Source organism: Bradyrhizobium sp. (assembly GCF_049798375.1).
Lineage (GTDB): Bacteria > Pseudomonadota > Alphaproteobacteria > Rhizobiales > Xanthobacteraceae > Bradyrhizobium.
The window spans coordinates 1-22,218 of sequence record NZ_JBARGP010000052.1; the positions used below are offsets into that span (position 1 = coordinate 1).

Annotated in this window: 22 protein-coding genes, 1 tRNA gene, 1 rRNA gene and 1 pseudogene; 8 read left to right on the forward strand and 17 right to left on the reverse strand. The window is 62.0% G+C overall.

Going from position 1 to position 22,218, the window contains the following annotated elements:
• The first annotated feature begins 205 nt into the window (after positions 1 to 205).
• Positions 206 to 320: ribosomal RNA gene (gene rrf, locus WA702_RS01830) — 5S ribosomal RNA — on the forward strand.
• Between the two features lie 387 nt (positions 321 to 707).
• On the forward strand, positions 708 to 1,298 hold the full coding sequence (locus WA702_RS01835; RefSeq protein ID WP_425108817.1) for a hypothetical protein: 591 nt from the start codon (positions 708 to 710) through the stop codon (positions 1,296 to 1,298).
• Between the two features lie 55 nt (positions 1,299 to 1,353).
• On the opposite strand, the gene WA702_RS01840 is transcribed toward WA702_RS01835, so the two are convergent.
• The 3 genes from WA702_RS01840 to mddA all read right to left on the reverse strand — a co-directional run bounded on the left by WA702_RS01840 (position 1,354) and on the right by mddA (position 4,500).
• Entirely contained in the window at positions 1,354 to 2,667 is a 1,314-nt protein-coding gene (locus WA702_RS01840; protein WP_425108818.1) for an NAD(P)H-dependent oxidoreductase, read from the reverse strand.
• Positions 2,668 to 2,801: 134 nt separating this feature from the next.
• Complete coding sequence (locus WA702_RS01845) at positions 2,802 to 3,602, reverse strand: phytanoyl-CoA dioxygenase family protein (protein ID WP_425108819.1); 801 nt, start codon at positions 3,600 to 3,602, stop codon at positions 2,802 to 2,804.
• Between the two features lie 163 nt (positions 3,603 to 3,765).
• Complete coding sequence (gene mddA / locus WA702_RS01850) at positions 3,766 to 4,500, reverse strand: methanethiol S-methyltransferase (protein ID WP_425108820.1); 735 nt, start codon at positions 4,498 to 4,500, stop codon at positions 3,766 to 3,768.
• A 355-nt stretch (positions 4,501 to 4,855) separates the two neighbouring features.
• Between mddA and WA702_RS01855 the strand changes: the two genes are divergently transcribed.
• The gene (locus WA702_RS01855; protein WP_425108821.1) at positions 4,856 to 5,401 is read left to right on the forward strand and encodes a methylated-DNA--[protein]-cysteine S-methyltransferase; all 546 of its coding nucleotides are present in this window, start codon (positions 4,856 to 4,858) and stop codon (positions 5,399 to 5,401) included.
• 182 nt (positions 5,402 to 5,583) lie between these two features.
• Here WA702_RS01855 and WA702_RS01860 read toward each other — a convergent pair whose 3' ends face one another.
• The 4 genes from WA702_RS01860 to WA702_RS01875 form a co-directional block, all read right to left on the reverse strand.
• Positions 5,584 to 6,453, reverse strand: coding sequence for an MBL fold metallo-hydrolase (locus WA702_RS01860; RefSeq protein WP_425108822.1), 870 nt, complete (start codon positions 6,451 to 6,453; stop codon positions 5,584 to 5,586).
• Positions 6,454 to 6,487: 34 nt separating this feature from the next.
• Positions 6,488 to 7,102: a glutathione S-transferase family protein gene (locus WA702_RS01865; RefSeq protein WP_425108823.1), complete on the reverse strand. Its 615-nt coding sequence runs from the start codon at positions 7,100 to 7,102 to the stop codon at positions 6,488 to 6,490.
• 141 nt (positions 7,103 to 7,243) lie between these two features.
• Complete coding sequence (locus WA702_RS01870; protein WP_425108824.1) at positions 7,244 to 8,086, reverse strand: fumarylacetoacetate hydrolase family protein; 843 nt, start codon at positions 8,084 to 8,086, stop codon at positions 7,244 to 7,246.
• A 123-nt stretch (positions 8,087 to 8,209) separates the two neighbouring features.
• Positions 8,210 to 9,058, reverse strand: a complete 849-nt coding sequence (locus WA702_RS01875; protein ID WP_425108838.1) for an MBL fold metallo-hydrolase — start codon at positions 9,056 to 9,058, stop codon at positions 8,210 to 8,212.
• Positions 9,059 to 9,173: 115 nt separating this feature from the next.
• Between WA702_RS01875 and WA702_RS01880 the strand changes: the two genes are divergently transcribed.
• Positions 9,174 to 9,629 carry a DUF3775 domain-containing protein gene (locus tag WA702_RS01880; RefSeq protein WP_425108825.1) on the forward strand — a complete coding sequence of 152 codons (456 nt, stop codon included), beginning with the start codon at positions 9,174 to 9,176 and terminating at the stop codon, positions 9,627 to 9,629.
• A gap of 229 nt (positions 9,630 to 9,858) precedes the next feature.
• Here the strand turns inward: WA702_RS01880 and WA702_RS01885 are convergent, their stop codons facing one another.
• A complete protein-coding gene (locus tag WA702_RS01885) occupies positions 9,859 to 10,641 on the reverse strand; it encodes an SDR family oxidoreductase (protein ID WP_425108826.1) in 783 nt (260 codons plus the stop codon).
• A gap of 118 nt (positions 10,642 to 10,759) precedes the next feature.
• On the reverse strand, positions 10,760 to 11,272 hold the full coding sequence (locus tag WA702_RS01890) for a CvpA family protein (protein WP_425108827.1): 513 nt from the start codon (positions 11,270 to 11,272) through the stop codon (positions 10,760 to 10,762).
• 113 nt (positions 11,273 to 11,385) lie between these two features.
• Between WA702_RS01890 and WA702_RS01895 the strand changes: the two genes are divergently transcribed.
• Positions 11,386 to 12,147 carry an SDR family oxidoreductase gene (locus WA702_RS01895; protein WP_425108828.1) on the forward strand — a complete coding sequence of 254 codons (762 nt, stop codon included), beginning with the start codon at positions 11,386 to 11,388 and terminating at the stop codon, positions 12,145 to 12,147.
• 231 nt (positions 12,148 to 12,378) lie between these two features.
• Here WA702_RS01895 and WA702_RS01900 read toward each other — a convergent pair whose 3' ends face one another.
• Both WA702_RS01900 and WA702_RS01905 read right to left on the reverse strand, forming a co-directional pair.
• The gene (locus WA702_RS01900) at positions 12,379 to 13,980 is read right to left on the reverse strand and encodes a GMC family oxidoreductase (RefSeq protein ID WP_425108829.1); all 1,602 of its coding nucleotides are present in this window, start codon (positions 13,978 to 13,980) and stop codon (positions 12,379 to 12,381) included.
• 124 nt (positions 13,981 to 14,104) lie between these two features.
• Positions 14,105 to 15,538: a coniferyl aldehyde dehydrogenase gene (locus tag WA702_RS01905; RefSeq protein ID WP_425108830.1), complete on the reverse strand. Its 1,434-nt coding sequence runs from the start codon at positions 15,536 to 15,538 to the stop codon at positions 14,105 to 14,107.
• Between the two features lie 445 nt (positions 15,539 to 15,983).
• Between WA702_RS01905 and WA702_RS01910 the strand changes: the two genes are divergently transcribed.
• Together WA702_RS01910 and WA702_RS01915 are read left to right on the forward strand one after the other, a co-directional pair.
• Positions 15,984 to 16,060 (forward strand) — tRNA-Met (locus WA702_RS01910).
• 46 nt (positions 16,061 to 16,106) lie between these two features.
• Positions 16,107 to 16,490: a hypothetical protein gene (locus WA702_RS01915; RefSeq protein WP_425108831.1), complete on the forward strand. Its 384-nt coding sequence runs from the start codon at positions 16,107 to 16,109 to the stop codon at positions 16,488 to 16,490.
• A gap of 141 nt (positions 16,491 to 16,631) precedes the next feature.
• Here WA702_RS01915 and WA702_RS01920 read toward each other — a convergent pair.
• The 3 genes and pseudogenes from WA702_RS01920 to WA702_RS01930 all read right to left on the reverse strand — a co-directional run.
• A pseudogene (locus WA702_RS01920) lies at positions 16,632 to 17,669 on the reverse strand (recombinase family protein); the annotation flags it as partial.
• 19 nt (positions 17,670 to 17,688) lie between these two features.
• Positions 17,689 to 18,033: a hypothetical protein gene (locus WA702_RS01925; protein ID WP_425108832.1), complete on the reverse strand. Its 345-nt coding sequence runs from the start codon at positions 18,031 to 18,033 to the stop codon at positions 17,689 to 17,691.
• A 407-nt stretch (positions 18,034 to 18,440) separates the two neighbouring features.
• The gene (locus tag WA702_RS01930; protein WP_425108833.1) at positions 18,441 to 18,917 is read right to left on the reverse strand and encodes a hypothetical protein; all 477 of its coding nucleotides are present in this window, start codon (positions 18,915 to 18,917) and stop codon (positions 18,441 to 18,443) included.
• Positions 18,918 to 19,093: 176 nt separating this feature from the next.
• Here WA702_RS01930 and WA702_RS01935 point away from each other — a divergent pair, with 176 nt between their 5' ends.
• Complete coding sequence (locus WA702_RS01935) at positions 19,094 to 19,327, forward strand: helix-turn-helix transcriptional regulator (RefSeq protein ID WP_425108834.1); 234 nt, start codon at positions 19,094 to 19,096, stop codon at positions 19,325 to 19,327.
• A gap of 242 nt (positions 19,328 to 19,569) precedes the next feature.
• Here WA702_RS01935 and WA702_RS01940 read toward each other — a convergent pair whose 3' ends face one another.
• The 3 genes from WA702_RS01940 to WA702_RS01950 all read right to left on the reverse strand — a co-directional run.
• Positions 19,570 to 19,800, reverse strand: coding sequence for a helix-turn-helix domain-containing protein (locus WA702_RS01940; RefSeq protein ID WP_425108835.1), 231 nt, complete (start codon positions 19,798 to 19,800; stop codon positions 19,570 to 19,572).
• 260 nt (positions 19,801 to 20,060) lie between these two features.
• Positions 20,061 to 21,839 (reverse strand): adenylate/guanylate cyclase domain-containing protein, encoded by a 1,779-nt coding sequence (locus WA702_RS01945; RefSeq protein ID WP_425108836.1) that lies wholly within the window; start codon positions 21,837 to 21,839, stop codon positions 20,061 to 20,063.
• A 192-nt stretch (positions 21,840 to 22,031) separates the two neighbouring features.
• Positions 22,032 to 22,218: hypothetical protein (locus WA702_RS01950; RefSeq protein ID WP_425108837.1), on the reverse strand; the 187-nt coding region annotated here is incomplete at its 5' end.

Here is a 22,218-nt window from a genome sequence, read left to right on the forward strand (position 1 = left end):
AGCTTACCGGTACTAATCGTTCGATCGGCTTGATTGCTCTCATTTTCAGTGTCCATCACTGCAGATGATCAGATCAAAAGACCAGCGAATAGAGAATGGCGAATAGGGATGATCATCATCCATTCGCCATTCGCTACTCACCATTCGCCGCGATCGCAAAGCGATCGCACAGCTTGCTTCGTATCCAATATCTGTCCTTCGCCGGCCTGGTGGTCCTAGCGAGGAGCCTGAACCCGATCCCATCCCGAACTCGGCCGTTAAACTCCTCAGCGCCAATGGTACTATGGCTCAAGCCCTGGGAGAGTAGGTCGCTGCCAGGCCTGCAAAGGACAGATCAAAACCTCTTCACATCCAACACAAAAAACGCCGCTCCCGCCCACAAGCCGGAGCGGCGTTTTTGCGTTGGGCAGCGACGGTCATCGCGATCGCCGTCAGAACCGGTCAAGCCAGAACGTGGCACCCGTTCTGATCGCGGCAATGGCGGCCATCGAGAGCAGCGTCAGCGAGATCCCGAGGACGCCTCGCCGCCTCCACTCGGATGTGATTTGATCTGCGCGGCGTTGTTGGCGGAGCATAATCCGGCGGAATGGCGTTACGGCCGTAACGAAAAACCGCAAACTTCGGGTTCAGGACCGGTTCATTTCAAAAATCGTACGCAAAGATGCGCTGTAGATTGGTTGCCCCACAGGCCCTTTGAGGAGATCCCCATGCGTGTGTTCGTTCGGACGACCCTTGCCGCCCTGAGCATCGCCGGCCTCGCCATGTCGTTTGGCGCGCTGTCGAACGACCAGGCGCTTGCGCAGGCCAAGCAAGGCGCGCCGGCGCAGGCCGCTGCGCCCGCCGGCCAACCGCCGCAGCTCAAGCAGATCGCGCTGACCCAGAAGCAGATCGACGACGTGCTCGCCGCGCAGAAGGAGATGGACGCGATCACCGAAAAGCTGCCGGACAATGCGCCGCCCGATGCCAAGGTGATTGCCCAGCTCGAGACGGTCGCCAAGAAGCACGGCTTTGCCAGCTACGACGACTACAACACCGTAATCGATAATATCAGCCTGGTGATGGGCGGCATCGATCCGCAGACCAAGAAATACATCGGTTCGGAAGCCGTCCTGAAGCAGCAGATCGCGCTGGTCCAGGCCGACAAGAAGATGAAAGCCGACGAGAAGAAGGAAGTGCTCGCCAATCTCGACATGGCCTCGAAGGCCAAGGCACCCGACGTCCAGAACAAGGGCAATATCGACCTCGTCGTTGCGAATTACGACAAGCTGTCGGCGGCGCTCGGCGAAGACACCAACTGAGATTGTCGCACGCGGCTCAGATGACGAAGCCCCGGGTTCTCGACCCGGGGCTTTTTTATTGGCGTTCGCCGTGCTTCGGGGCGAACATCGCCTCCATCTGCTTGCGCACCTTCACCGTTTCGTTGCCGGCATCGACCTCGACGTCGCTCCAGCGTACCACCGCGCCATGCGCGATATCGCGCACCAGTTTGACGCGGTGCGCGAGCCCGATCGGCAATGCGCCGACCGTGAGGCTTGTCTGTGCCGGCATCAATTTGCCCCACACCGTGTAGCCGCCTTCACCGTCGAGCATTTCGCCCGCGCGCAAATCACGCTTGGCGATGGCTGCGACATCGCCGCGAAAACCTTGCGGCTGCCCGGTCGGCTCCTTGCGCAGCGCCGCCGACAGCACCGAGATGTTCAGCTCCAGGCCGATCAAATGATAGGGCTTGTACATCGCCGCATAACGGCCGCTGGCATCGGTCTTCAGGCCATATTGCTTGAAGCAATCGGCCGCGTAGTCGTTTGGCGCCTCCAGCACCACGTAGACGCCCCATCGCAGATCGCGAAACACCGGCCGGCCGTCGCGCTCGAGCGACGACACCACCTCGACCACGCCGGATCGCTCCAGCACGCCGCCAGACTGGCGCGGCCGCATCACATGCGGCAGATCGTCGACGCCGCAGGGCGGAAACTTGAGGCCCTCCGAGGGCACGTCGAGCCCGGTGGCATTGGCGATCGCCGCCATCTCGATCGCCGATTTGGTGCCGTCGAGGAAGGAGTTGAACATTTGCGGATTCATGCCGGCCGATTGCGCCTCGGCTGCGGTCAGGCCGTAATGCTGCCAGACACCGTCAGGCGTGACGTCGTGATAGGCCGGCAGATATTTGGTGCCCTTGCCGGCGGCGACGACGCGGAAGCCGGTGGCGCGCGCCCAGTCGACCATCTCGGCGGTCAGCGCCGGCTGGTCGCCATAAGCGAGCGAGTAGACCACACCCGCCTTGCGTGCTTCGTCTGCCAGGAGCGGCCCGGCCAGCACGTCGGCTTCGACATTGACCATCACGATGTGTTTGCCAGACGCGATCGCCGCGCGGGCGTGGCGGATGCCGACGGCGGGATTGCCGGTCGCCTCCACGATGACGTCGACGTCGCCCGCGACGGCTTTCGCGCCGTCGGTGACGAACGAGGTCGCAGCGATCCGGTCCGCGTCCCAGCCGACCGTCTTGCAGGCGTCCCTGGCGCGCTGCGGATCGAGATCGACGATCACGGGGACCTCAAGCCCCGGCACATGCGGCACTTGCGCGAGAAACATCGAGCCGAACTTGCCGGCACCGATCAGCGCCACGCGCACGGGCTTATTGCGGGTCTGGAGCAGGGAGAACAGGTTCATGGGCAAGACGATCCATTGATTGATGACGTCATTCCGGGGCATAGCGAAGCGATGAGCCCGGAAATCCATAACCACCGTCGTGCGTGTGGATTCCGGGCTCGTGCTAGGCACGCCCCGGAATGACGGTGGAACAGCTACTCCGCAGCTTCGCGATGGGCGCGCGCCAGCCGCAGCAGCGCGTCGTCCTCGACCGCCTTGATCGGTGCGAAGTCGCGATGGGCGATGTAGCCCGGCCGCGTGGGGGTGCGGATGTAGTTGGAGACCGCGTTCAGGGTCAGGTAGACGATCTTGCGCGGATAGGGCGTGATGTTGCCGGCGGAGCCGTGCACCAGATTGCCGTGGAACATCAGCATGCCGCCGGGCTTGCCCGTGGGCGCCACGATGCCGCCCTGCTTGACCAGCCGCGTCACCGTCGCCTCGTCCAGCGTCCACAGCGGATAGGACGTCGTCTGCAGATCATGCGAGGCTTCGAGATCGCCGGCGTGCTGGCTCTGCGGCACCAGCATCAAGGGACCGTTGATCGGCATCACCTCGTCGAGGAAGATCGCGATGTTCATCGCGCGCGGCTCCGGCATGCCGTCGTCGCGTTTCCAGGTGCCGTAATCCTGATGCCACTGCCAGACGTCGCCGGTGAAGGCGGATTTGGCGTTGATTTTGAACTGGTGCATGTAGACGCCCTCGCCGAACAACTGCTCGATCGGCTCGATCATGCGCGGGTGCGCGGCAAGCGCGGCGAAGGCGTCGTTGTAGAGATGCGCGGCAAAGGCGGTACGCGGCGCGCCGCTCTTCTCGCGCCAGACCTCCGGCCGGTCGGCTGCGTAGATGCCTTCCGCCTCGCGGGCGAGATACGCAGTCTCCTCCGGGTTGAACAATTCGGGCAGGAACAGCCAGCCCTCGGTATGGAAGAACTCGATCTGCTCTTGCGACAGCCTCATGGCGCGTTCTCCTTGGTGCTATTTCCCCAGCGCGAGAAACTCGAGCCTGGCAGTTTAGCAGCGAAGGGCGCGATAATCACCCTGCGGGAACGCGACGCAGGGCCTCCGCCGGCGCGCGCGGCCGGCGCATCCGCGAAATCCCGCGGCCCGGCGCATCCCTGCCTCATTCCGAGCGGCGGAGAATCGGGATCAGCATGCCGACCTTCGCGCGGTATTGCTGATACTCGACGCCGAAATACGCCACGAGATCACGCTCTTCCAGCATGATGCCGACGAAGATGTAGGCCGTCGTCACCGCAGCGAACAGGAGATGGCCTGCTGTCATCACCGGCGTGGCCCAGAAGGCAATGATGAAGCCAAGGTAGATCGGATGGCGGACCAATTTGTAGAGCAGGGGCGCCTTGAAGCCGGCGGGTGCGGCGGTGCGTCCTTGCAGGTGGTGCAGCACCTGCTGCAGGCCGAATAGTTCGAAATGGTCGATCAGATAGGTGCTGATCAGCACGATGAACCAGCCGGCGAAGGAAAGTCCAAGCAGCATCGATGCGGCGAGTGGGTTTTCGATCTGCCAGATAACCATCGGGAGCGGCCGCCATTGCCAGAAGATGAGAATCAAGGCGAGGCTCGCCAGCAGCACGTAGGTGCTGCGCTCGATTGCCGCCGGAACGATCCTGGTCCACCAGCGCTTGAACGACGGCCGCGCCATCACGCTGTGCTGCACGGCGAAGACGGACAGCAGCACGAGATCGATCACGATTGCCGCAGGGGCGGACGTGACCTCGCCGCTGTCGATCGTCTTCGGCACGACCATGTCGCCGACGAAGCCGATGGCGTAGAGAAATGCGCCGAGGAATATGGCATAAGCGACCAGCCCATAGCCGAATGCGAGAGTCCGCTTCATCTTCATCTCCTGCTGCGCGATCATGACGCGCGGTGAGCCGACGCAACGTGCTTGTGAGATGCGACGTCCGACGTCGCCGTTCGCGCAAGCGCAGGTCGAAGCTGACGATGGTGAATTGCAATCGCATGTCGTCAGCGGGCCGATCGTATTTCGGGCGTAATGCGGCCGCCGCGCTTCCCCCGAACAGAGGACCAGCGAAAAGAAATCGATGCGAACGTTCGCGCTTCGGCGCCATGCCGCGCCAAGCGGGTTGGAACCATCTGTGAAGATTTCGCAGATTCCGGGTGGATCGCAACAATCTCCAAGCCTAGATTCCACTCAGACGTTAGCGCATGGGACGTGATTGGAGCCAACCATGACAGACCAGCAGCTTTATGCCTTGTTCGACACCCCGATCGGCATCTGCGGCATCGAATGGGGACCGCGTGGCATCAACGGCGTGCAACTGCCGATGGGGAGTGAGGACAAGATCCGCGCCCGCATCCGCCAGCGCCATGGCGACATCCCGGAAGTCGAGCCGACCGCCGAGGTGAAGGCCGCGATCGCTCGCATCGTCGCGCTGCTTGAGGGCAAGGCGGACGATCTCGCCGACATCGCACTCGATCTCGATGATGTGCCGGAGTTCAACCGCGGCGTCTACGACATCGCGCGGCAGATCCCGCCGGGCAAGACTTTGACCTATGGCGACATCGCCAAGCAACTCGGCGGCGTCGAGCTGTCGCGCGACGTCGGCCAGGCGCTAGGACGCAACCCGTGCCCGATCGTGGTGCCGTGCCACCGTGTGCTGGCGGCCGGCAACAAGCCCGGCGGCTTCTCGGCCCGCGGCGGGGTCGAGACCAAGCTGAAGATGCTGGCGATCGAAGGCGCGGCCGTGAACCACACGCCGAGCCTGTTTGATTGAGGCTTGGAAGCTGATCAGCCTGTGATTTATACCGGTGTCGTCACCCGCGAAGGCGGGTGACCCAGTATTCCAGAAGCGTTCGTGATCAGTCGAGAAGCTGCGGCGTACTGGATCCCCGCCTGCGCGGGGCATGACAGCGGAAGGTGGCCCGCCGCAGGAGAGTTTTTCGCAGAGACCTTCGGCTACACCGCCTCGCAGCTGAATGCGTTGCCCTTGCGCCGGATCTTTCCGACCGTCGGCGAGGGGAAGTGCGCCGTGCAGCACAGCGTGTCGGTGTCGCAATAGCGCTCCAGGAATTGCCGCCTTGTGGTCGCGGCCAGCCCGGGATCGACGTCGAATTTCGGCGACAGCTCCGGATGGCGCAGCTGCAGCGGTGTATGCATCAGGTCGCCGGCGAACACCGCCTCGTCTTTGCCCTTGCCGATCCCGACCGCATAATGCCCGGGCGTGTGGCCGGGTGTCGGCATGATCCGCACATGGTCGCCGATACGGAAATCATTGCTGACGATATCGGCCTTTCCGGCGTCGACCACCGGCAGCACGCTATCGACGAAGGGCGGCACCTCGGCTTTCGCGTTCTGTGCGGTCCAGTAATCATATTCTTGCCGGCCGAAGACGTAGCGCGCCTTCGGAAAGGTTGGCACCCAGCGACCGTTCTCAAGCCTTGTATTCCAGCCGACATGGTCGACATGCAGATGCGTGCACATCACGATGTCGATGTCGTCGGCCGACACGCCCGCCGCCGCCAAATTGCGCAGATAGGTGTCATCGGTCTTCATGTTCCAGGCTGCCCGCCCCGGTCGCGGCTTATCGTTGCCGATGCAGCTGTCGATCAGGATGGTGTGGTGCGGTGTCTTCACCACATAGGACTGGAAGCACAGCACCAGCATGTCGTTGTCGTCGAGCGCATTGGCCTGCTTCAGCCAGGCGCGGTGCTCGCCGAGCATCTCCAGTGTGAGATCGGGGAACAGTTCGAGCGCCGGAAAATAAGGCGATTCCTGCTCGACCACGCGCTGGATGGTGAGGTCGGCAACAGCGAATTTCAGGCTCACGGCAGGCTCCTCCGATTCACGCGCGTCGCGGCATTTATGCCTTTGGCGGCAGCGAGATCTTCACGGACTCCCGCTCCAGCATCTTCTGATGGAACGCGTCGAGTTTGGGATAGGCCTGGCGCCAGCCGCAATCGGCAAAGCGGAAATCGGCATAGCCGAGCACGCACACCAATCCGATCGAGACGATGTCGAACGGCCGGCTCATCAGGTCCGGCTGCTGCTCGAAGCGCGCCATGCCCATCCATGCGCGATGCCAGTGATCGTCACTCCAGGCCTTCCAGCGCAGCTCTTCGGGGCGGACCATCGCCTCGTAGCGGCAGAGCAGCATGGCATCGAGCATGCCCTGCAGCATCGAGTGCTCGCTCTTGACCTTCCAGCGCGCCGGGCCGGATACCGGGATCAGCTTGTTGCCGCCGGCGAGTTCGTCGAGATATTCGACGATGACATAGGAGTCGAGAATCACATCGCCATTGTCGAGGATCATCACCGGCAGCTTCTTCAACGGCGTGATGCGGCTGTATTCGTCATTGGGCTGCCCGGGCGCAACCGCGGTCGGCACGAATTCGATTTTGTCGATGAGGCCGAGCTCGATCGCGGCGATGCGCACCTTGCGTGCGAACGGCGAGGCCGGAGAATAGGTGAGTTTCATGATGCTGCCCCTGGCTGACGCAAACATAAATGCCGTCATTGCGAGGAGCGTCAGCGACGAAGCAATCCAGGCTGCGTTCTTGATCGCGTTTCTGGATTGCTTCGCTTCGCTCGCAATGACGGTCGCGGGTGGCCGCTCGTCTTACACTTCGATGATCTGCTGGCGCTGCTCGCCAAGGCCTTCGATGCCCAGCGTCACGACGTCGCCGACATTGAGGAAGGTCGGCGGCTTCATGCCCATGCCGACGCCGGGCGGCGTGCCGGTGGTGACGACATCGCCGGGCAGCAAGGTCATGAACTGCGAGACGTAGGAGATGCACTTCGCCATCGAGAAGATCATGGTCTCGGTCGAGCCAGTCTGGCGGCGCTGGCCATTGACGTCGAGCCACATCGACAGCTTCTGCACGTCAGCGATCTCGTCCTTGGTGACGAGCCACGGTCCGAGCGGGCCGAAAGTGTCGTGCGACTTGCCCTTGGTCCACTGGCCCAGCCGTTCGATCTGGAAGTTGCGCTCGGAGACGTCGTTGCAGACGCAATAACCGGCGACGTGGTTCAGCGCATCGGACTCGGAGACGTATTTCGCCGTGGTGCCGATGATGGCCGCGATCTCGACCTCCCAGTCGAGCTTGGTCGAGCCGCGCGGCTTCTCGACCGCATCGTTCGGGCCCGACAGCGCGGTGTTGGCCTTGAGGAAAAAGATCGGCTCGGCGGGAATCGGGTTGCCGGTTTCCTTGGCATGGTCAGAATAATTGAGGCCGATGGCGACGAATTTCGAGATGCCGGTGACGGGCGCGCCGAGGCGCTGCTGGCCGGACACGGCGGGCAGGGAGGCGGGATCGAGGGCGGTGAGCTTCTTCAGGCTATCGGGCGCATAGGCGGCGCCGTCGAGCTCCTTGATGTGGGCCGACAGGTCGCGCAACTGGCCGGATTTGTCGATCAGGCCGGGCTTCTCCGCGCCCTTGGCGCCATAGCGAACAAGCTTCATTTTGGTCTCTCTCCCTGGGACGTCTCTGGTATTCCAAAGGACGTTCTTGGAACAAACGGGGCGGAAATTCAACCGTGGCGGCGCATGGCAGGCGCGCCCGGCGTTGCGGAGCAGAGGTCTCGATCACCCCACTGCCGCGAACCTAAACGCATCGCCATCGCGTTTGATGTGGCCGGCATCGAAATGGCCGCCGATCACCAGCACGTCCTTGTCGGCGAAGCGCGAGAACAGCTCGCGCCGCGTCGCCGCCGATTGCGCGGGATCTGAATCCGCGGTTGAGGACCAGTCGAGATGCGCCATCTGGCAGGGATGGTGGGCGACGTCGCCTGATAGCAGCGCCTCGGCGCCGTCGGAGCGGATGTGCAGGCTGATATGGCCGGGGCTGTGGCCCGGCGTCGGGATCAGGGTGATCTCGTCGCTGAGGCGGGCATCGCTTGCGACGAGCTCGGCGCGGCCGGCATCGACGATCGGCAGCACGGAATCGTTGAACACCGCGAGCTTGTCCGGCGTCCCACTGTGCTCGCGCCAATGCTCATATTCGGTCTTGCCGAACACGTAACGTGCGTTCGGAAAGGTCGGAACCCACCGGCCATCGACGAGCTTCGTGTTCCAGCCGACGTGATCGACATGCAAATGCGTGCACAGCACGGTGTCGATGCTGTCCGGCGGGAAGCCAGCATCGGTCATCGTCTCTAGGAACGGCGACTGCCGGCCGTTCCAGGTCGGCACGCCGCGGCCCTGCTTGTCGTTGCCGAGCCCGGTATCGACCATGATGCGCCCGCTCGGCGTGTCCAGCATCAGCGCGTGGATCGACATTTTCAGCCGCCCTTCCCCGGTGGCGAAATGCGGGATCAGCCAGGGCAGCTCCAGGATCTCCTCGCGGCCGGCGCGCGGCAGGATGAAGCGGGTCGAGCCGATCGTCTCCAGTTCGACCAGCTTGGTGATTTTGACCTGTCCCACCGTCCATTGCATCGGCATGTCCTCAATTCCACCTTTTGCGCAGAAGATGCGGCTTTCCGGGCATCTGCGCAATGGATCGACTAACCCGGACAGACGTTATCGGCGCAATAGCGAGAGGATGGAACACATGCCGGAACTGACGATAGCGGCCGATAAGGTCGCCTTCCTGATCGAGAAGGCGCGCGAGTTCGACGTCAAGGAAGCGGCGAGCGACCCGGATTCCGGCTCCAATGCTGCAGACGACGACATGGTCGACGTGCTGGAGGACAACGGCAACGATCCGGTGGTGCGCGAGATCACCGGGTTCATCAACGCGATGTCCGAAGATGAGCAGGCCGATCTGGTCGCCTTGATGCGGCTTGGCCGCGGCGACGGCACCATCGAGGAGTGGGACGATCTGCGCTCTGAAGCCGCCGGGCAACGCGATCGCCACACCGCGCGTTATCTGCTGGGCGAGCCGATGCTCGGCGATCTCCTGGCGGAAGGGTTAGCGGCCTTCGGGATCGACTGGACCGACGAGCGCACGACGGCGGATTCATCCAGCGACAGCGAGCGCGACGAGGACGAGATCACGAAGCAGTAGCTGGCAGAAGCACAGTATCGCGCCGAAGGCAGTGCGCTCCCTCTCCCCGTTCTTCACGGGGAGAGGGAAGGGGTGAGGGGCAGCCGCGCGACGGATATGAATGGTTAGACCTGCACCCCGTCGCCCGGATTGCATCTGATGATGTAATCCGACCTCTCCCCGCATCCGCCGTCGCTCTTCGAGCTATGGCGGACAAGAGCGGGGCGAGGTTTAAGCAAGCGCTCTCCAGCTACAGCGTCCCCGGGAAGGCGCCGCCGTCGAGCAGGATGTTCTGGCCGGTGATGAAGCCGGCCTTGGCGCCGCACAGGAAGGCGCAGGCGAGGCCGAACTCTTCCGGGTCGCCGAAGCGGCCGGCCGGATTGAGCTTGGCGCGATCGGCCAGCACCTGCTGCGGCGTGACGCCGCGCTTCTCGGCCTCGCCCTTTGCGGTCGTGAGCAGCCGATCGGTCTCGAAGGGACCCGGCAACAGCCCGTTGATGGTGACGTTGTTGATCACGGTCTTGCGCGAAATACCGGCAACGAAGCCGGTCAGGCCGGCGCGAGCGCCGTTGGAGAGGCCCAAAATATCGATCGGCGCCTTCACGGCGGCCGAGGTGATGTTGACGATGCGGCCGAACTTGCGCGCCAACATGCCGTCGACCACAGCCTTGATCAGCTCGATCGGAGTCAGCATGTTGGCGTCGATCGCCTTGATCCAGTCGTCGCGAGTCCAGTTGCGGAAATCGCCGGGCGGCGGGCCGCCGGCATTGTTGACTAGGATGTCCGGCTCCGGACAGGCCTTCAGCACGGCCTCGCGTCCGGCAGGCGTGGTGATGTCGCCGGCGACCTCGGTGACGGTGACACCAGGGCTTGAGGCGCGGATCTCGGCCGCGGTCTTCGCCAAGGCCTCGGCGCCCCGCGCGGTGATCGTCACATGGACGCCTTCATTGGCCAGCGCGATGGCGCAGGCGCGGCCCAGTCCCTTGCTGGATGCGCAGACGATGGCGCGGCGGCCCTTGATCCCGAGATCCACGATGTCACTCCCAAAATGTCAGCCAAGCTTTGAAGGCCGGCATTCTAGCCAAGCGCACGGCCGCTGGTAAGGGCAAACGTCCCCGGCCGAATTGCATGGCTTCGCCGCAGCGCGGTGGTCAGATCCGATGCTCCTGTTTGAGCCGGTCGATCATGGCGGCGACCTCGGGCGGCAGCGAGCGGAAGCCCTTCTGTCCTGCAAGCGACAGCAGCGGCCGCAGTTGCGACCCTTCGAGGAATTTCGGCTGCCGATCCGGCGGCACGATCCGGTCGAACACCAGCACCAGCGTGATTGCGACCATCGCGACCCTGATAGCGCCGAGCGCCGCCCCGGCGAGCCTGTCGCCCAACCCGGCGTCGGGACCGATCGCCTCCTCGAGCATGATGCGGCCGATCTTGCCGAGCGCCGTCCCGATCACCAGGAATGCCGCGAAGAACTGCACCCAGTTCTGCTGGACCAGCGCATCAGGCGGCGGCGTATCCGGCGCCATCGCCGCCACCGCGCTCACCGCGAGCGGCATCGCCAGCAGGTAAGCGAGAATGGTGATCGCGCTGCGCAACAGCCCGGTGCTGAAGCCGCTGACCACTGCGACCAGGAGCCCGCAATAAACGACGAGGTCGAAACTGTTCATGGCTGTACCGCTCAGGTTGTACGCCGCAGGCGGTAAACAATTCGGATTTGCGCTGCTTCAAATCGTCTGTATCTATGCGCGTCACAATTGAGGAAACGACGCTGGGAACCATCATGTCCGATCTGTTCGACATCAGCCGCGAGACCATTCTCATCACCGGGGCGAGCCAGGGATTGGGACGGCAGTTCGCGCGCGTGCTGGCGGCGCATGGTGCGGCCGTGGTGCTGGCGGCGCGCCAGACCGGCAAGCTCAAGGCGCTCGAGGAGGAGATCAGGGCCAAGGGCGGTCGCGCGGCAGCCGTCGCGATGGACGTGATCGACAACGGCTCGATCGCGCGTGCGATCGATGCCGCGGAAGCCGCGCTCGGCCCGGTCACAGTGCTGATCAACAATGCCGGCATCGCGGTCGAGAAGGCTGCCGTGGAGCAGACCGAGGCCGATTGGGATGCCGTGATCGGCGCCAATCTGAAGGGCGCGTATTTCGCGGCGACCGAGATGGCGCGGCGCATGATTGCGCGCAAGTCCGGCGGCAATATCATCAATGTCGCCTCCGTGCTCGGCTTCAGCGTCGTCAAGTTCATCTCGCCCTATGCAATCTCCAAGGCCGGCGTGGTGCAGACCACCAAGGCGCTGGCGTTGGAGCTGGCGGCGAACAACATCCGCGTCAACGCGCTGGCGCCGGGCTATATCGATACCGAGATCAACCACGACGTGTGGGCGACGCCGGCCGGCGAGAAGCTCGTCAAGCGCATCCCGCAGCGGCGCGTCGGCCATGAGAGCGACCTCGACGGCGCGATCCTGCTGCTCGCCTCCAACGCCTCGCGCTACATGACCGGCAGCGTGGTGACGGTCGATGGCGGGTTTTTGCTGACGTAGTTGAGCCCGGGACGCCGCGCCAACCACCACCGTCGTCCCGGCCAAGCGAAGCGCAGAGCCGGGCTCCATACGCCGCGGCCGTCATGTTGCGACGGCTGGCCATTGACTGCGTGCCACAAACGCTCGCCGCGGCGTATGGATCCCGGCGTTCTCGGCGCGCAATTGCGCGCCTGACCGGGACGACACCGGTGATGCGATGGCGCCTGTCGTCAACTCATGTTCCGCTTCTCTTCACCTTATCTCGCCCCTGATCATGTCCGCCGCCTTCTCGCCGATCATGATGGTCGGTGCGTTGGTGTTGCCGCCGATCAGGGTCGGCATGATCGAGGCGTCGACCACGCGCAGTCCTGATAGTCCATGCACCCGCAGCGCCGGATCGACGACGGCCATGGCATCATCGACGCCCATCTTACAGGTGCCGACGGGGTGATAGACCGTGTCGACGCGAGCGCGCAGGACGTCGCGGATGTCGTCATCGGTGCGCACGTGTGATGTGAAGAGATCGCGCGTCTGCAACGCGCGCATCGCCGGCGTCTGCATCAGCCGCTGCGTGGTCTTGAAGCCAGCGACCATGGCTTCCAGATCCTCCGCTTCGCCGAGGAAGTTCGGATCGATCAGCGGCGCGGCGAGCGGATCGGGGCTCGCCAGCTGAACCGTGCCGCGGCTGTTCGGCCGCAGCAGGCAGAAATGGCAGGCGAAGCCGGTGCCGCGATGGCGCTTGCGGCCGTGATCGTCGACGATCGACATGCCGAAATGCAGCTGGATGTCGGGGATCTCGAGGTCGGGCCGCGACTTCAGAAAGCCGCCGCATTCGGCGAAGTTGGAGGTGATGACACCGCGCCGTTCGCGGCGATATTGCAGGATTCCGCGCAGCAGCCGCCCGACGCCCTTTGCCGACAGCGAGGCGAAGTTGGGATTGTCCGACGTATACGCAAAGATGAAGTCCGGATGATCCTGCAAATTGTTGCCGACGCCGGGCAGATGATGCACGGGCGAGATGCCGAGCCGCGCCAGCGCGGCCTGGTCGCCGACGCCCGACAACATCAGGAGCTGAGGCGACTGGAAGGCACCGGCGGAGAGAATGACCTCGCGCCGCGCGCGCAGCTCCTTCATCTCCTTGCCCTGACGATATTTGACGCCGACCGCGCGCTTGCCTTCGAACAGGATGCGCGTCGCATGCGCGTGGGTTTCGACCCGCAGGTTGCTGCGCTTGCCGATGTACGGATGGAGATAGGCGCGCGCCGCGCTCCAGCGCTCGCCATTGCGCTGCGTCACCTGGTAGACGCCGAGCCCTTCATGGTCTTCGGCATTGAAATCCTCGCGAACGCGGAATTGGCCCTCACGTGCCGCCTGCCGGAAAATCTCGTGCACGGGATTGCCGGTGCGCAAATTACTCACATGCAGCGGGCCGTGCTGGCCGTGATATTCGCCGCCGAAATCGGCGTTATTCTCGGCGCGCTTGAAATAAGGCAGCACGTCGGCAAACGACCAGCCGGTGTTGCCGAGCGCTGCCCATTGGTCGTAATCGGCGCGGTGGCCGCGGATATAGACCATGGCATTGATCGCCGAGGAGCCGCCGAGCCCCTTGCCGCGCGGCTGATAGCCGATGCGGCCGTTCAGCCCCTGTTGCGGCACCGTCGCGAACGACCAGTTGTTGACGGGACCGGCCACCATCAGCACCAGAGCGTAGGGCGTCGTCACCACCCAATTGTCGTTCCTGCCGCCGGCATCGAGCAATGCGACCGATGTCTTCGGATCCTCCGACAGCCGGCCTGCGAGCACAGCGCCGCCGGAGCCTGCGCCCACGATGATGAAATCGACCTCGTCTGGCACCTGTGTTTTTCCTCCGTACGTTTGTTGTTGCCGTCATTGCGAGCGAAGCGAAGCAATCCAGCTTTCTAGCGCAGTTCTGGATTGCTTCGTCGCCGACGCTGCTCGCAATGACGGGAATCGGGATCTAAGACATCCACCGCAGCAGCTTCTCGATCCGCGCGATCTTGGCACCGTAGGGTGGGTAGAGATCCGTCATGCGGTTGAGAGGCGAGCGATAGAACACCGGCTTCAGCTTGGAGAAGGTGTCAAAACCCCACTGGCCATGATAGGCACCGGTGCCGGACGCGCCGACCCCGCCCATCGGCTGATTGATTTGCGCGAAATGCAGCAGGCAGTCATTGACGGTGACGCCGCCGGCAACGGTGCGCGCCAGCACCTCGTCGCGCGCAATCTGGTCGGTGCCGAACCAGTACAGTGCGAGCGGACGATCATGGGCGTTGATGTAGTTGATCGCCTCGCTCCGTTCGCGATAGGCCATGACCGGCAGCAGCGGCCCGAAGATCTCCTCCTGCATGATCGCCATCTCGGACGTCGCGCCGACCACGACGGTCGGAGGGAATTTCCGCAGGCGGCGCCGGTCCGGATTCGCAGGCGTGTCCGGCTGCAGCAGCTTCGCGTCTTTCGATGCCGCGTCGTTGGCGAGACCTTCGAGGCGCGCATAGTGACGGTCGGAGATGATCGAGGTGTAGTCGGCATTGGCAGGATTGCTGCCGAACATCGCCAGCATGTGGTTGCGCACAAGGCCGGCGAAAGCATCACGCTGCGGCTCAGGCACCAACACATAATCCGGTGCGATGCAGGTCTGTCCGGCATTGAGCAGCTTGGCATAGGCGATGCGTTGCGCGGCCTGGTCGAGATTGGCGGAGGCGTCGATGATCACAGGCGATTTGCCGCCGAGTTCGAGCGTCACCGGGGTGAGGTTCTTAGCCGCGGCTTCCGCGACGATCCGCCCGACCCGGGTCGAGCCGGTGAAGACCAGATGATCGAACGGCAGCTGCGCGAAGGCCTGGGCAATCCCATCCTCGATGCCGGTGATGACGAGCTCGGTCGGTGCGAAGGTGCCCGCGATCAGCTCCCGCAGCAGCGCGGCGAAGCGCGGCGTCAGCTCGCTTGGCTTGATCATGACCAGATTGCCGGCGGCAATCGCGCCAATCGCCGGTGCCAAGGTCAGCTGCAGCGGATAATTCCAGGGCGCGATGATGCCGACGACGCCGAGCGGCTGCGGGATCAGACGATTGCGGGCCGGCCAGAATTGCAGCGCGGTGGCGATCCGCCGCGGCGCCATCCAGCGGGCGAGCTGCTTGATCGTGTGCTTGATCTCGGTCAACAGGAATAGCGTCTCCGCGATCGTGGTCTCGACGTCAGCGCGATGGCCGAAATCGGAGGAGATCGCCGCGACGAAGCGCGCCTCATTGGCGGCGAGCAGGTCGCGCAGCCGCTGCAGCCGTGCGCGCCGGATCGCCAGATCGGGCGGAGGAGCGCCGCGCGACAGCGCGACCATGGCATGGAAGGCATCGTCGAGCGCGGACAGCGGGGGGCTTTTCAGGGACTGGTCCATCGACGTCTCCTGGGCAGTGCGGGGGACAAAAGCCATCGGTATGACGCGACAGGCTCGCGCGTTGTGGAACCGAAGGCAAGGGCGCCGAAGCAACGGTGCAGGTGCAGCGATACGCCGGTTCCCGAAGATGATCGCCGAAGTCTGCGCAGCGCTCTCGCTATCGCTACGGACGCCGCCGCGAAATATTGTATCTATTTGATGTGATTTAGAGATTCTCGGAGACGTCGTGATCCATCCCGGTCGTCACAAAACAGGAAAAAACTTTGCGCAAGGGCCTTTCCAAACCGCCTTTGCATTGGTACATACCGCCCGCACCCCACGGCCGGCCCGGCCATCGGGGGCAAGCCTTCTCAGGAAGCTTTGGACGGACGCGACCGGCACGCGATGAGCGTCAGCCTGGATCGTTTTCATCTTTGGTGACTTGAAAAGTGCGTCAAAGGTTTATCGCGGGGTGGAGCAGCCCGGTAGCTCGTCAGGCTCATAACCTGAAGGTCATAGGTTCAAATCCTATCCCCGCAACCATCTCAACCTGCGAAACCCCGGTCCCCGTGGCCGGGGTTTTTGTTTTGTGGGAAATCGCCAGGATTCCAGCGAGATCGCCCCGGACATCGATGTTCAACTCACCTGCCTCCGGCGTGAGGATGATTTCCTTCACCAAGGAGCGCAGGATCTCGCCGGCCTTCAGCCGCGTCGCCTCGCGATCATCTTGCAGTGCCTCATGGAGAGCGCTGACTTGTTGGCGATAGAACGTTGCCATTTCGGGATGGAGCAGGGGCGGGGGGCTCTCAGCGTCGGCCAGCTGCCGCTCAAGTTCCGCCTTTCGACCTTCGAGCTGGACCATCTTGGCGTTGATCGTATCTGCCGTGCCGCCCTTCAGGACCAAATCGAGCAGCGTACCAAGCTGTCGCTCGATCTTCTTTACCTCCGAGCGCACGCTTGCCAGCAACGCTGAACCTTCCATCCGAAGGCGGTTCATTTCCCGCGTGAATTCGTCGCAGAATTCCTTGAACAGCGCCGGATCCATCAAGTGATAGCGCAGAGCATTCAATACCCGGCCCTCCAGCAGGTCGCGCCGAATGCTCTTTCGGCTCTCGCAGGTCCCCTTGTTCCGGGCTGTCGAGCAACCGATGAGATCTGCCGAGATCATGGCGTAGCCACCCCCGCACCGTGCACACTTTATCAAGCCCGAAAATATGTATCTTGGGCGGCGGCGATCTCGGAAGCTATTCAACTCGTCCTGGCCACTTTCTCCGCGCTTCGACTTTATAGCGACTTGGCGCGCCTTTGTGGCGTTCCAGAGTTCATCGCAAATAACGCGCAATTCTGGCACTTCTTGCACGATCCAATCCGCCGCCGGATTTGGCCGTGCCTGGCGTTTACCCGTTTCAGGGTCCTTGAGGAAACGCTGCCGATTCCAGACGATACGACCGATATACATTTCGTTGTTCAGGATGCCATTGCCCCGTTTGGCATTGCCGTTGATTGTGCTGAAGCCCCAATCGCCTCCTCCGGGCGCCGAAATCCCATCCCTATTCAGCTCGGCAGCGATCCGCTTCGCCGATTTGCCAGCGACATAGTCACCGAAGATGCGACGAACCACCTCGGCCTCCGTCTCGTTGATCGCGCGATCGCCACGGATCGGCTCGCCATCTGCCTGGAATTGCTTGACGACGTCATAGCCGTATGAATTCCCGCCGCCCGATTTGCCAAGCTCGACACGACCACGCAGCCCGCGGCGCGTTTTGTCCGCGAGGTCCTTGAGAAAGAGCGCATTCATTGTGCCCTTCAGACCAACATGTAGATGCGTGACCTCGCCCTCGGACAAAGTAACGATCTTCACATTGGCGTAAGCCATTCGCTTGAACAGGCCGGCGATGTCTTCCTGATCGCGCGAGAGCCGATCCATTGCTTCCGCGAGCACGGCTTGGAAGCGACCACGCAGAGCATCGGTGATCAGCGCCTGAACGCCGGCGCGTAGCAGCGAGGCACCGGAAATCGCGTGGTCTGAATACTCCTCGACGATCTGCCACCCCTGCTTTTCCGCATAGGCGCGACAGACGCGAAATTGGTCTGAGATCGAGGCATCGCGCTGATTATCCGTGGAGTAGCGAGCGTAAAGCGCAACTCTCATGCGACGATCTCCTGCAAACTCAGGAGCGCTTCGGATGATGCTCCTCGGCCGTCCGTTCGTAACAATTCCGCGCCGCGCGGCGAGCCAGCAGGCGCACGAACTCGATCAAGCGGGGGTCGGGCATACTGGCATTCTGAGGCGCAAGGATCAACTCCGGTTCGCCGGGTCGGGCAATATCCTTGCTCCCCTGAGCAACGATCTCCTTCATCGCAATGCCACTTATTGCCGCTTGACCGGTGATAATCACAAGCAACATCATCGGTACGATCGAGAACAGCAATGGTTGTCGAATGGCGAGCTCCGGATAGCGACGGCATTTCCCTTCGCACGGCATCTGATGCTGGCGCGCCGGATCGCATTTCATCGTAGCGGAAAGACTTGCGCGCTTCGGTCAGACTGACAGCTAACGGCAGACTTGTCATTTTCCGTCCTTGCGAGCCGCCTCAATTCCGAATGAACCGTCTATCTCTGTGCTTTGTCCACGTACTCGACCTTTGCCTCGGCATTCTGTACAGCGCGGCGGATAAATTCTACGCCCCGGCTTTGCAGGTTGTTTTACTTTTGAACATCCGCTGCCGTCACACGCAGGGCATTTTCGCTCTGGAGGAGAGATCTTGCCCATTTGCATTCCTCAGTTTCCAGGGATCGCCGGGCTCTAGGAACTGGCCGCCCGTGATGTAGACTGATTAGCACCTCGAATTGCCGCTAAGAGGATACCTCAGGATTGAGCGCCGCGCGAAACGAGAAAGGTACCTGAACGGCGACTCCCCGTCACTCGTTGTGTTCCGAAAACGGCAATGGCGTGCCAGTGAAGTTACAGACGGCTTCGATTAGGAGACGAATGGTTCGTGCATCCCAATCGAGGTGATCGATAGGCGCCTCCCAGTATTCGGACATCACATAAGCCGCGTGACATGCTTTCACGCCGAGATCATCTACCGTGTGTGCGTGTGTTGCTAAGATTGATAATTCAACAGGGTAGAGCCGAGCCAAGACAGCCTCTGTTTCGATGGTAGCGTCGCTTCTCTTGCCCGCACGGGCCGGTTGGGCGCGATGCTGATCTGCACTGTTCGCTAGCCTGTCGCTTAGGCTCTGAACGGCTGATAATTCAGCGACAAGGGACTTGAATTGCTCAGCCAGCGCCAGCAATGGACTATCAGCTTCATTACGATCTCCCAGGCGAGCGGCTTCTGTGGGAGTTTCGATTTCTTTGGGCTGACGATCCCCTAAGGCTCTCCGTTCAGGCACTGCAAGCTCCCGCGATTGCAATGATCTGTCCAGCCCACACGGGGCAACCTCCTCGGTCACCTGGCCGGCCGGCGATCGCTTATGGAATTTATTCTATAGCGACTTCGAACCCACCACCAGTAGTTTATGGAAAATATTCCATGGTGCGTTTCTAAATCCGATGGCCTACCGTGCGGATGGCACGAAAGGACATTCACGCGGCACGCCGCATCTTGGCGCATCACGTACGTCGTCTGCGGGTCGCTCGGCAAATGAGCCAAGAGGACTTGGCGGACGCCGCGGAGCTTTCCCAAGACCAGATCAGTGAAATCGAGAACGCGAAACACAGCACCACGCTAGACAACATTCAGCGGCTAGCGTTTGCGTTCGACGTACCCGTCGCCGAACTTTTCCGCGAAGAGCGCAATTGATCGAAGCGTTCGTAAAGGTGAGCATGGCGTCGTCTCTGGTAAGCTGGAAAAGTCTTCCTTGCGGGGGATAACTAACAGATCGCGGCGTCTCGCGACGGACAGTTGACGTGTCCCCAGGCGACGCGTGGTTGTGCACCAGCATTGAGCCGCCGCCATGTAGCTCACTTCATTGGAGTTTCTATGACGCGCCGATAAATTGGGAGCGGCGATTGGGAACGGTTGCGCTTGCCAAATTGTGATCCTCACGCCTGATCAGGTCCGATCACGGATCGTTTTCCAGGCGCACGGCAGGCTACCATATTTGTCTTCTCCCAAGCGCTGAGCTCGATCTCTGGGTAGAGAATTGCTTTGCCAATCTTGACGAAGGTCGGCCCCACGCGCATCGCCCGCCAGTTTCTTAATGTTCCGACGCTCACCGCTCCTCGATAGCGTTCTGCGACCTCGTCGATCGTTAGATATTTCTGACTGCCCATTGGCGCACCTCCAATCACGCTGAGCACCGCGATAGAGCGATCCGCAATCTCGAGTGTCTATGGAAGTGCGGCTGACGGTGGATCGTTAGATAGAGGGCTGAGGGACAGGCAAAGGACGACGCTCAACTGTGGCCGCCGAGGCATTGACGACCCGAGCGAGGCAGCACGCGCGTCGTTGGAGACGAACTGGACTGTCGTTGTAGACCAATGAATATTCTAAGCACGAGAGGCCGAAATCGCGAGTGATATTTGTTGCTGATTCAACTAGGCAGGCCTGTCATCTTGAGACCCTTGTCGAAAGCCATCAGATCCTCGACCCGGCGTAGGGGCCATACGTTCGTAAAGCTCGCGGTAGTCACGTCCGGGTTGAGCTCGCGCAGCCGGGACACGGCGTACCGCGCTTGTTCCACGTTGCCGGCCAGTGCGGCGCTGACTGCGGCCATGATCAAGGCCGCCGCATAGTTAGGGTTCCGCTGCAATGCCTGCTGCGCCCAAGAGAGCGCCTGCTCATACCGACCTGCAAAAAAGTGCGCCAGCACCACCCCATTTTGCACGATGAAGATCAAGGGATCGAGCGGGCTGAGGCGTAGCGCGCGCTCGAGGTGGGATATCGCGTCTTCAGGGTGCCCGAGAAATACCCGCACATACCCGCTAAACCGCCAAGCAGCCGCTAAATTGGGGTTCAGCTGCAGCGATCGGTCGATCAGTGCCGCGCCGTCATCGAGGTTTCCGACGACAAACGATAATGCAAATCCCGCCTGCGCGAGCGCGACTGCATCATCATAGCCCAATCGCGCCGCTTGTCGCGCCGCAATCATTGCGCCTTTTGTTTCGCCATCTTTGTCGCTGACCCAGCCGTTAGCCTTGCGCCACACATAGCAATAGGCTGCCATGCCATGTGCTGTCGCGTAGTTCGGGTCCGTCTCGATCGCACGAGCGAAGTTCTCCATCGCCCTGGCGTTCGCCTCCCTTGTACCCTGATATATCTCGGCCATTCCGCGCAGGAAGTAGTCGTAGGCCGCGAGCTTTTCGGTGGGCTTGTGCCTTGTGCGCTCAATCTCGGCTTGCTCCAACTTCGGGGAGATCGCAGCGATCACATTCGTCGTTATTTCGTCCTGCAATTCAAAAACGTCTTCGAGGTTGCCGTCGAATCGATCCGCCCATAGGTGCGCCCCAGTCGACGCGTCGATCAACTGTCCGGTGATTCGAACCTTGTTGCCGGCTTTTCGGACGCTACCCTCCAGCACATAGCGGACACCGAGGTCGCGGCCTACCTGCTTGATGTCGACCGACTTGCCTTTAAAGATGAAGCTCGAATTCCGCGCGATCACGAATAGCCAGTTCATGCGCGAGAGTGCCGTGATAATGTCTTCCACCACCCCGTCCGCGAAGTATTCCTGTTCCGGATCACCGCTCATATTACTGAATGGCAAGACCGCAATCGAGGGCTTGTCGGGCAGAGTAAGCAATGAGCCAGTGCGGTCTGGGCCAGCCGTGGACACTAGGGTCGTCACGGCGGGTCGGGCGCGCCACGCGCGCATCGGCTCAGCGATATTTTTCAGCGCCTGTTGTCCCATGTCGTCATAGGCGATCTCCGTCTTGCCCCTAATCTGGCGATAGGCATCGTCGGAGATACAGATGCCGCCCGCATCGGCGATACCTTCCAGCCGCGCGGCGATGTTTACGCCGTCGCCAAAGATATCGCCGCTATCGATGATGATGTCTCCAACATGAATGCCGATCCGAAACTGCAGACGCTTGTCCTCGGGCACATCGAGGAACCCGTTCGCCATCGCGCGCTGGACCTCGATCGCGCAGCGTACCGCATCGACAGCACTGCCGAACTCGACGAGCATGCCGTCGCCTGTTGTCTTCACGATGCGCCCGCGATGCTCGGCAATTTTAGGATCGATCAAGGCGCTGCGGCACGACTTCAGCCGCGCCAGCGTGCCTTCCTCATCCGAGCCCATGAGGCGGCTATAGCCAGCGACGTCAGCCGCGAGAATTGCCGCCAAGCGGCGGTCAACGCGGGCGTTCATTATTGCAATTCCATTGTCGAAGGGTGTCTTTGCCCAGGTTCTGTAGAGCGATAAAATCTTAACTTACACATCTGCCCCAAGGACGTCGATAGGCACTCTCGTCGGCCCTATCTCTGACTGCGTGCGGATTGAGGCTCTTCCGATCCTGTTCCGGACGGCGGCATTGGAGCCGGAGCGGACGGGGCCGCGTCCTCAGGGCAGGTGAGGGTCAAAACGGCTGTGGAAGCGGCCCAACGGCTTGTCCGAGCTACTCCCAAAAGCAGACGAAGCGACGAATAGGGCAAAGACAGCTAGGGGCCAAAACGAAACAACAGCCGAAATATTGATCGCGACAAAATGGTGGAGGCTATGAGTAATATTTTTCGGATCGATACTAACG

Excerpts from the sequence above, each read along its gene's own strand:
- WA702_RS01835 (WP_425108817.1), top strand. The coding sequence starts at position 708 with ATGCGTGTGTTCGTTCGGACGACCCTTGCCGCCCTGAGCATCGCCGGC.
- WA702_RS01840 (WP_425108818.1), bottom strand. The coding sequence starts at position 2,667 with ATGAACCTGTTCTCCCTGCTCCAGACCCGCAATAAGCCCGTGCGCGTG.
- WA702_RS01845 (WP_425108819.1), bottom strand. The coding sequence starts at position 3,602 with ATGAGGCTGTCGCAAGAGCAGATCGAGTTCTTCCATACCGAGGGCTGG.
- mddA (WP_425108820.1), bottom strand. The coding sequence starts at position 4,500 with ATGAAGCGGACTCTCGCATTCGGCTATGGGCTGGTCGCTTATGCCATA.
- WA702_RS01855 (WP_425108821.1), top strand. The coding sequence starts at position 4,856 with ATGACAGACCAGCAGCTTTATGCCTTGTTCGACACCCCGATCGGCATC.
- WA702_RS01865 (WP_425108823.1), bottom strand. The coding sequence starts at position 7,102 with ATGAAACTCACCTATTCTCCGGCCTCGCCGTTCGCACGCAAGGTGCGC.
- WA702_RS01870 (WP_425108824.1), bottom strand. The coding sequence starts at position 8,086 with ATGAAGCTTGTTCGCTATGGCGCCAAGGGCGCGGAGAAGCCCGGCCTG.
- WA702_RS01875 (WP_425108838.1), bottom strand. The coding sequence starts at position 9,058 with ATGCAATGGACGGTGGGACAGGTCAAAATCACCAAGCTGGTCGAACTG.
- WA702_RS01880 (WP_425108825.1), top strand. The coding sequence starts at position 9,174 with ATGCCGGAACTGACGATAGCGGCCGATAAGGTCGCCTTCCTGATCGAG.
- WA702_RS01890 (WP_425108827.1), bottom strand. The coding sequence starts at position 11,272 with ATGAACAGTTTCGACCTCGTCGTTTATTGCGGGCTCCTGGTCGCAGTG.
- WA702_RS01895 (WP_425108828.1), top strand. The coding sequence starts at position 11,386 with ATGTCCGATCTGTTCGACATCAGCCGCGAGACCATTCTCATCACCGGG.
- WA702_RS01905 (WP_425108830.1), bottom strand. The coding sequence starts at position 15,538 with ATGGACCAGTCCCTGAAAAGCCCCCCGCTGTCCGCGCTCGACGATGCC.
- WA702_RS01925 (WP_425108832.1), bottom strand. The coding sequence starts at position 18,033 with ATGAAATGCGATCCGGCGCGCCAGCATCAGATGCCGTGCGAAGGGAAA.
- WA702_RS01935 (WP_425108834.1), top strand. The coding sequence starts at position 19,094 with ATGGCACGAAAGGACATTCACGCGGCACGCCGCATCTTGGCGCATCAC.
- WA702_RS01940 (WP_425108835.1), bottom strand. The coding sequence starts at position 19,800 with ATGGGCAGTCAGAAATATCTAACGATCGACGAGGTCGCAGAACGCTAT.
- WA702_RS01945 (WP_425108836.1), bottom strand. The coding sequence starts at position 21,839 with ATGAACGCCCGCGTTGACCGCCGCTTGGCGGCAATTCTCGCGGCTGAC.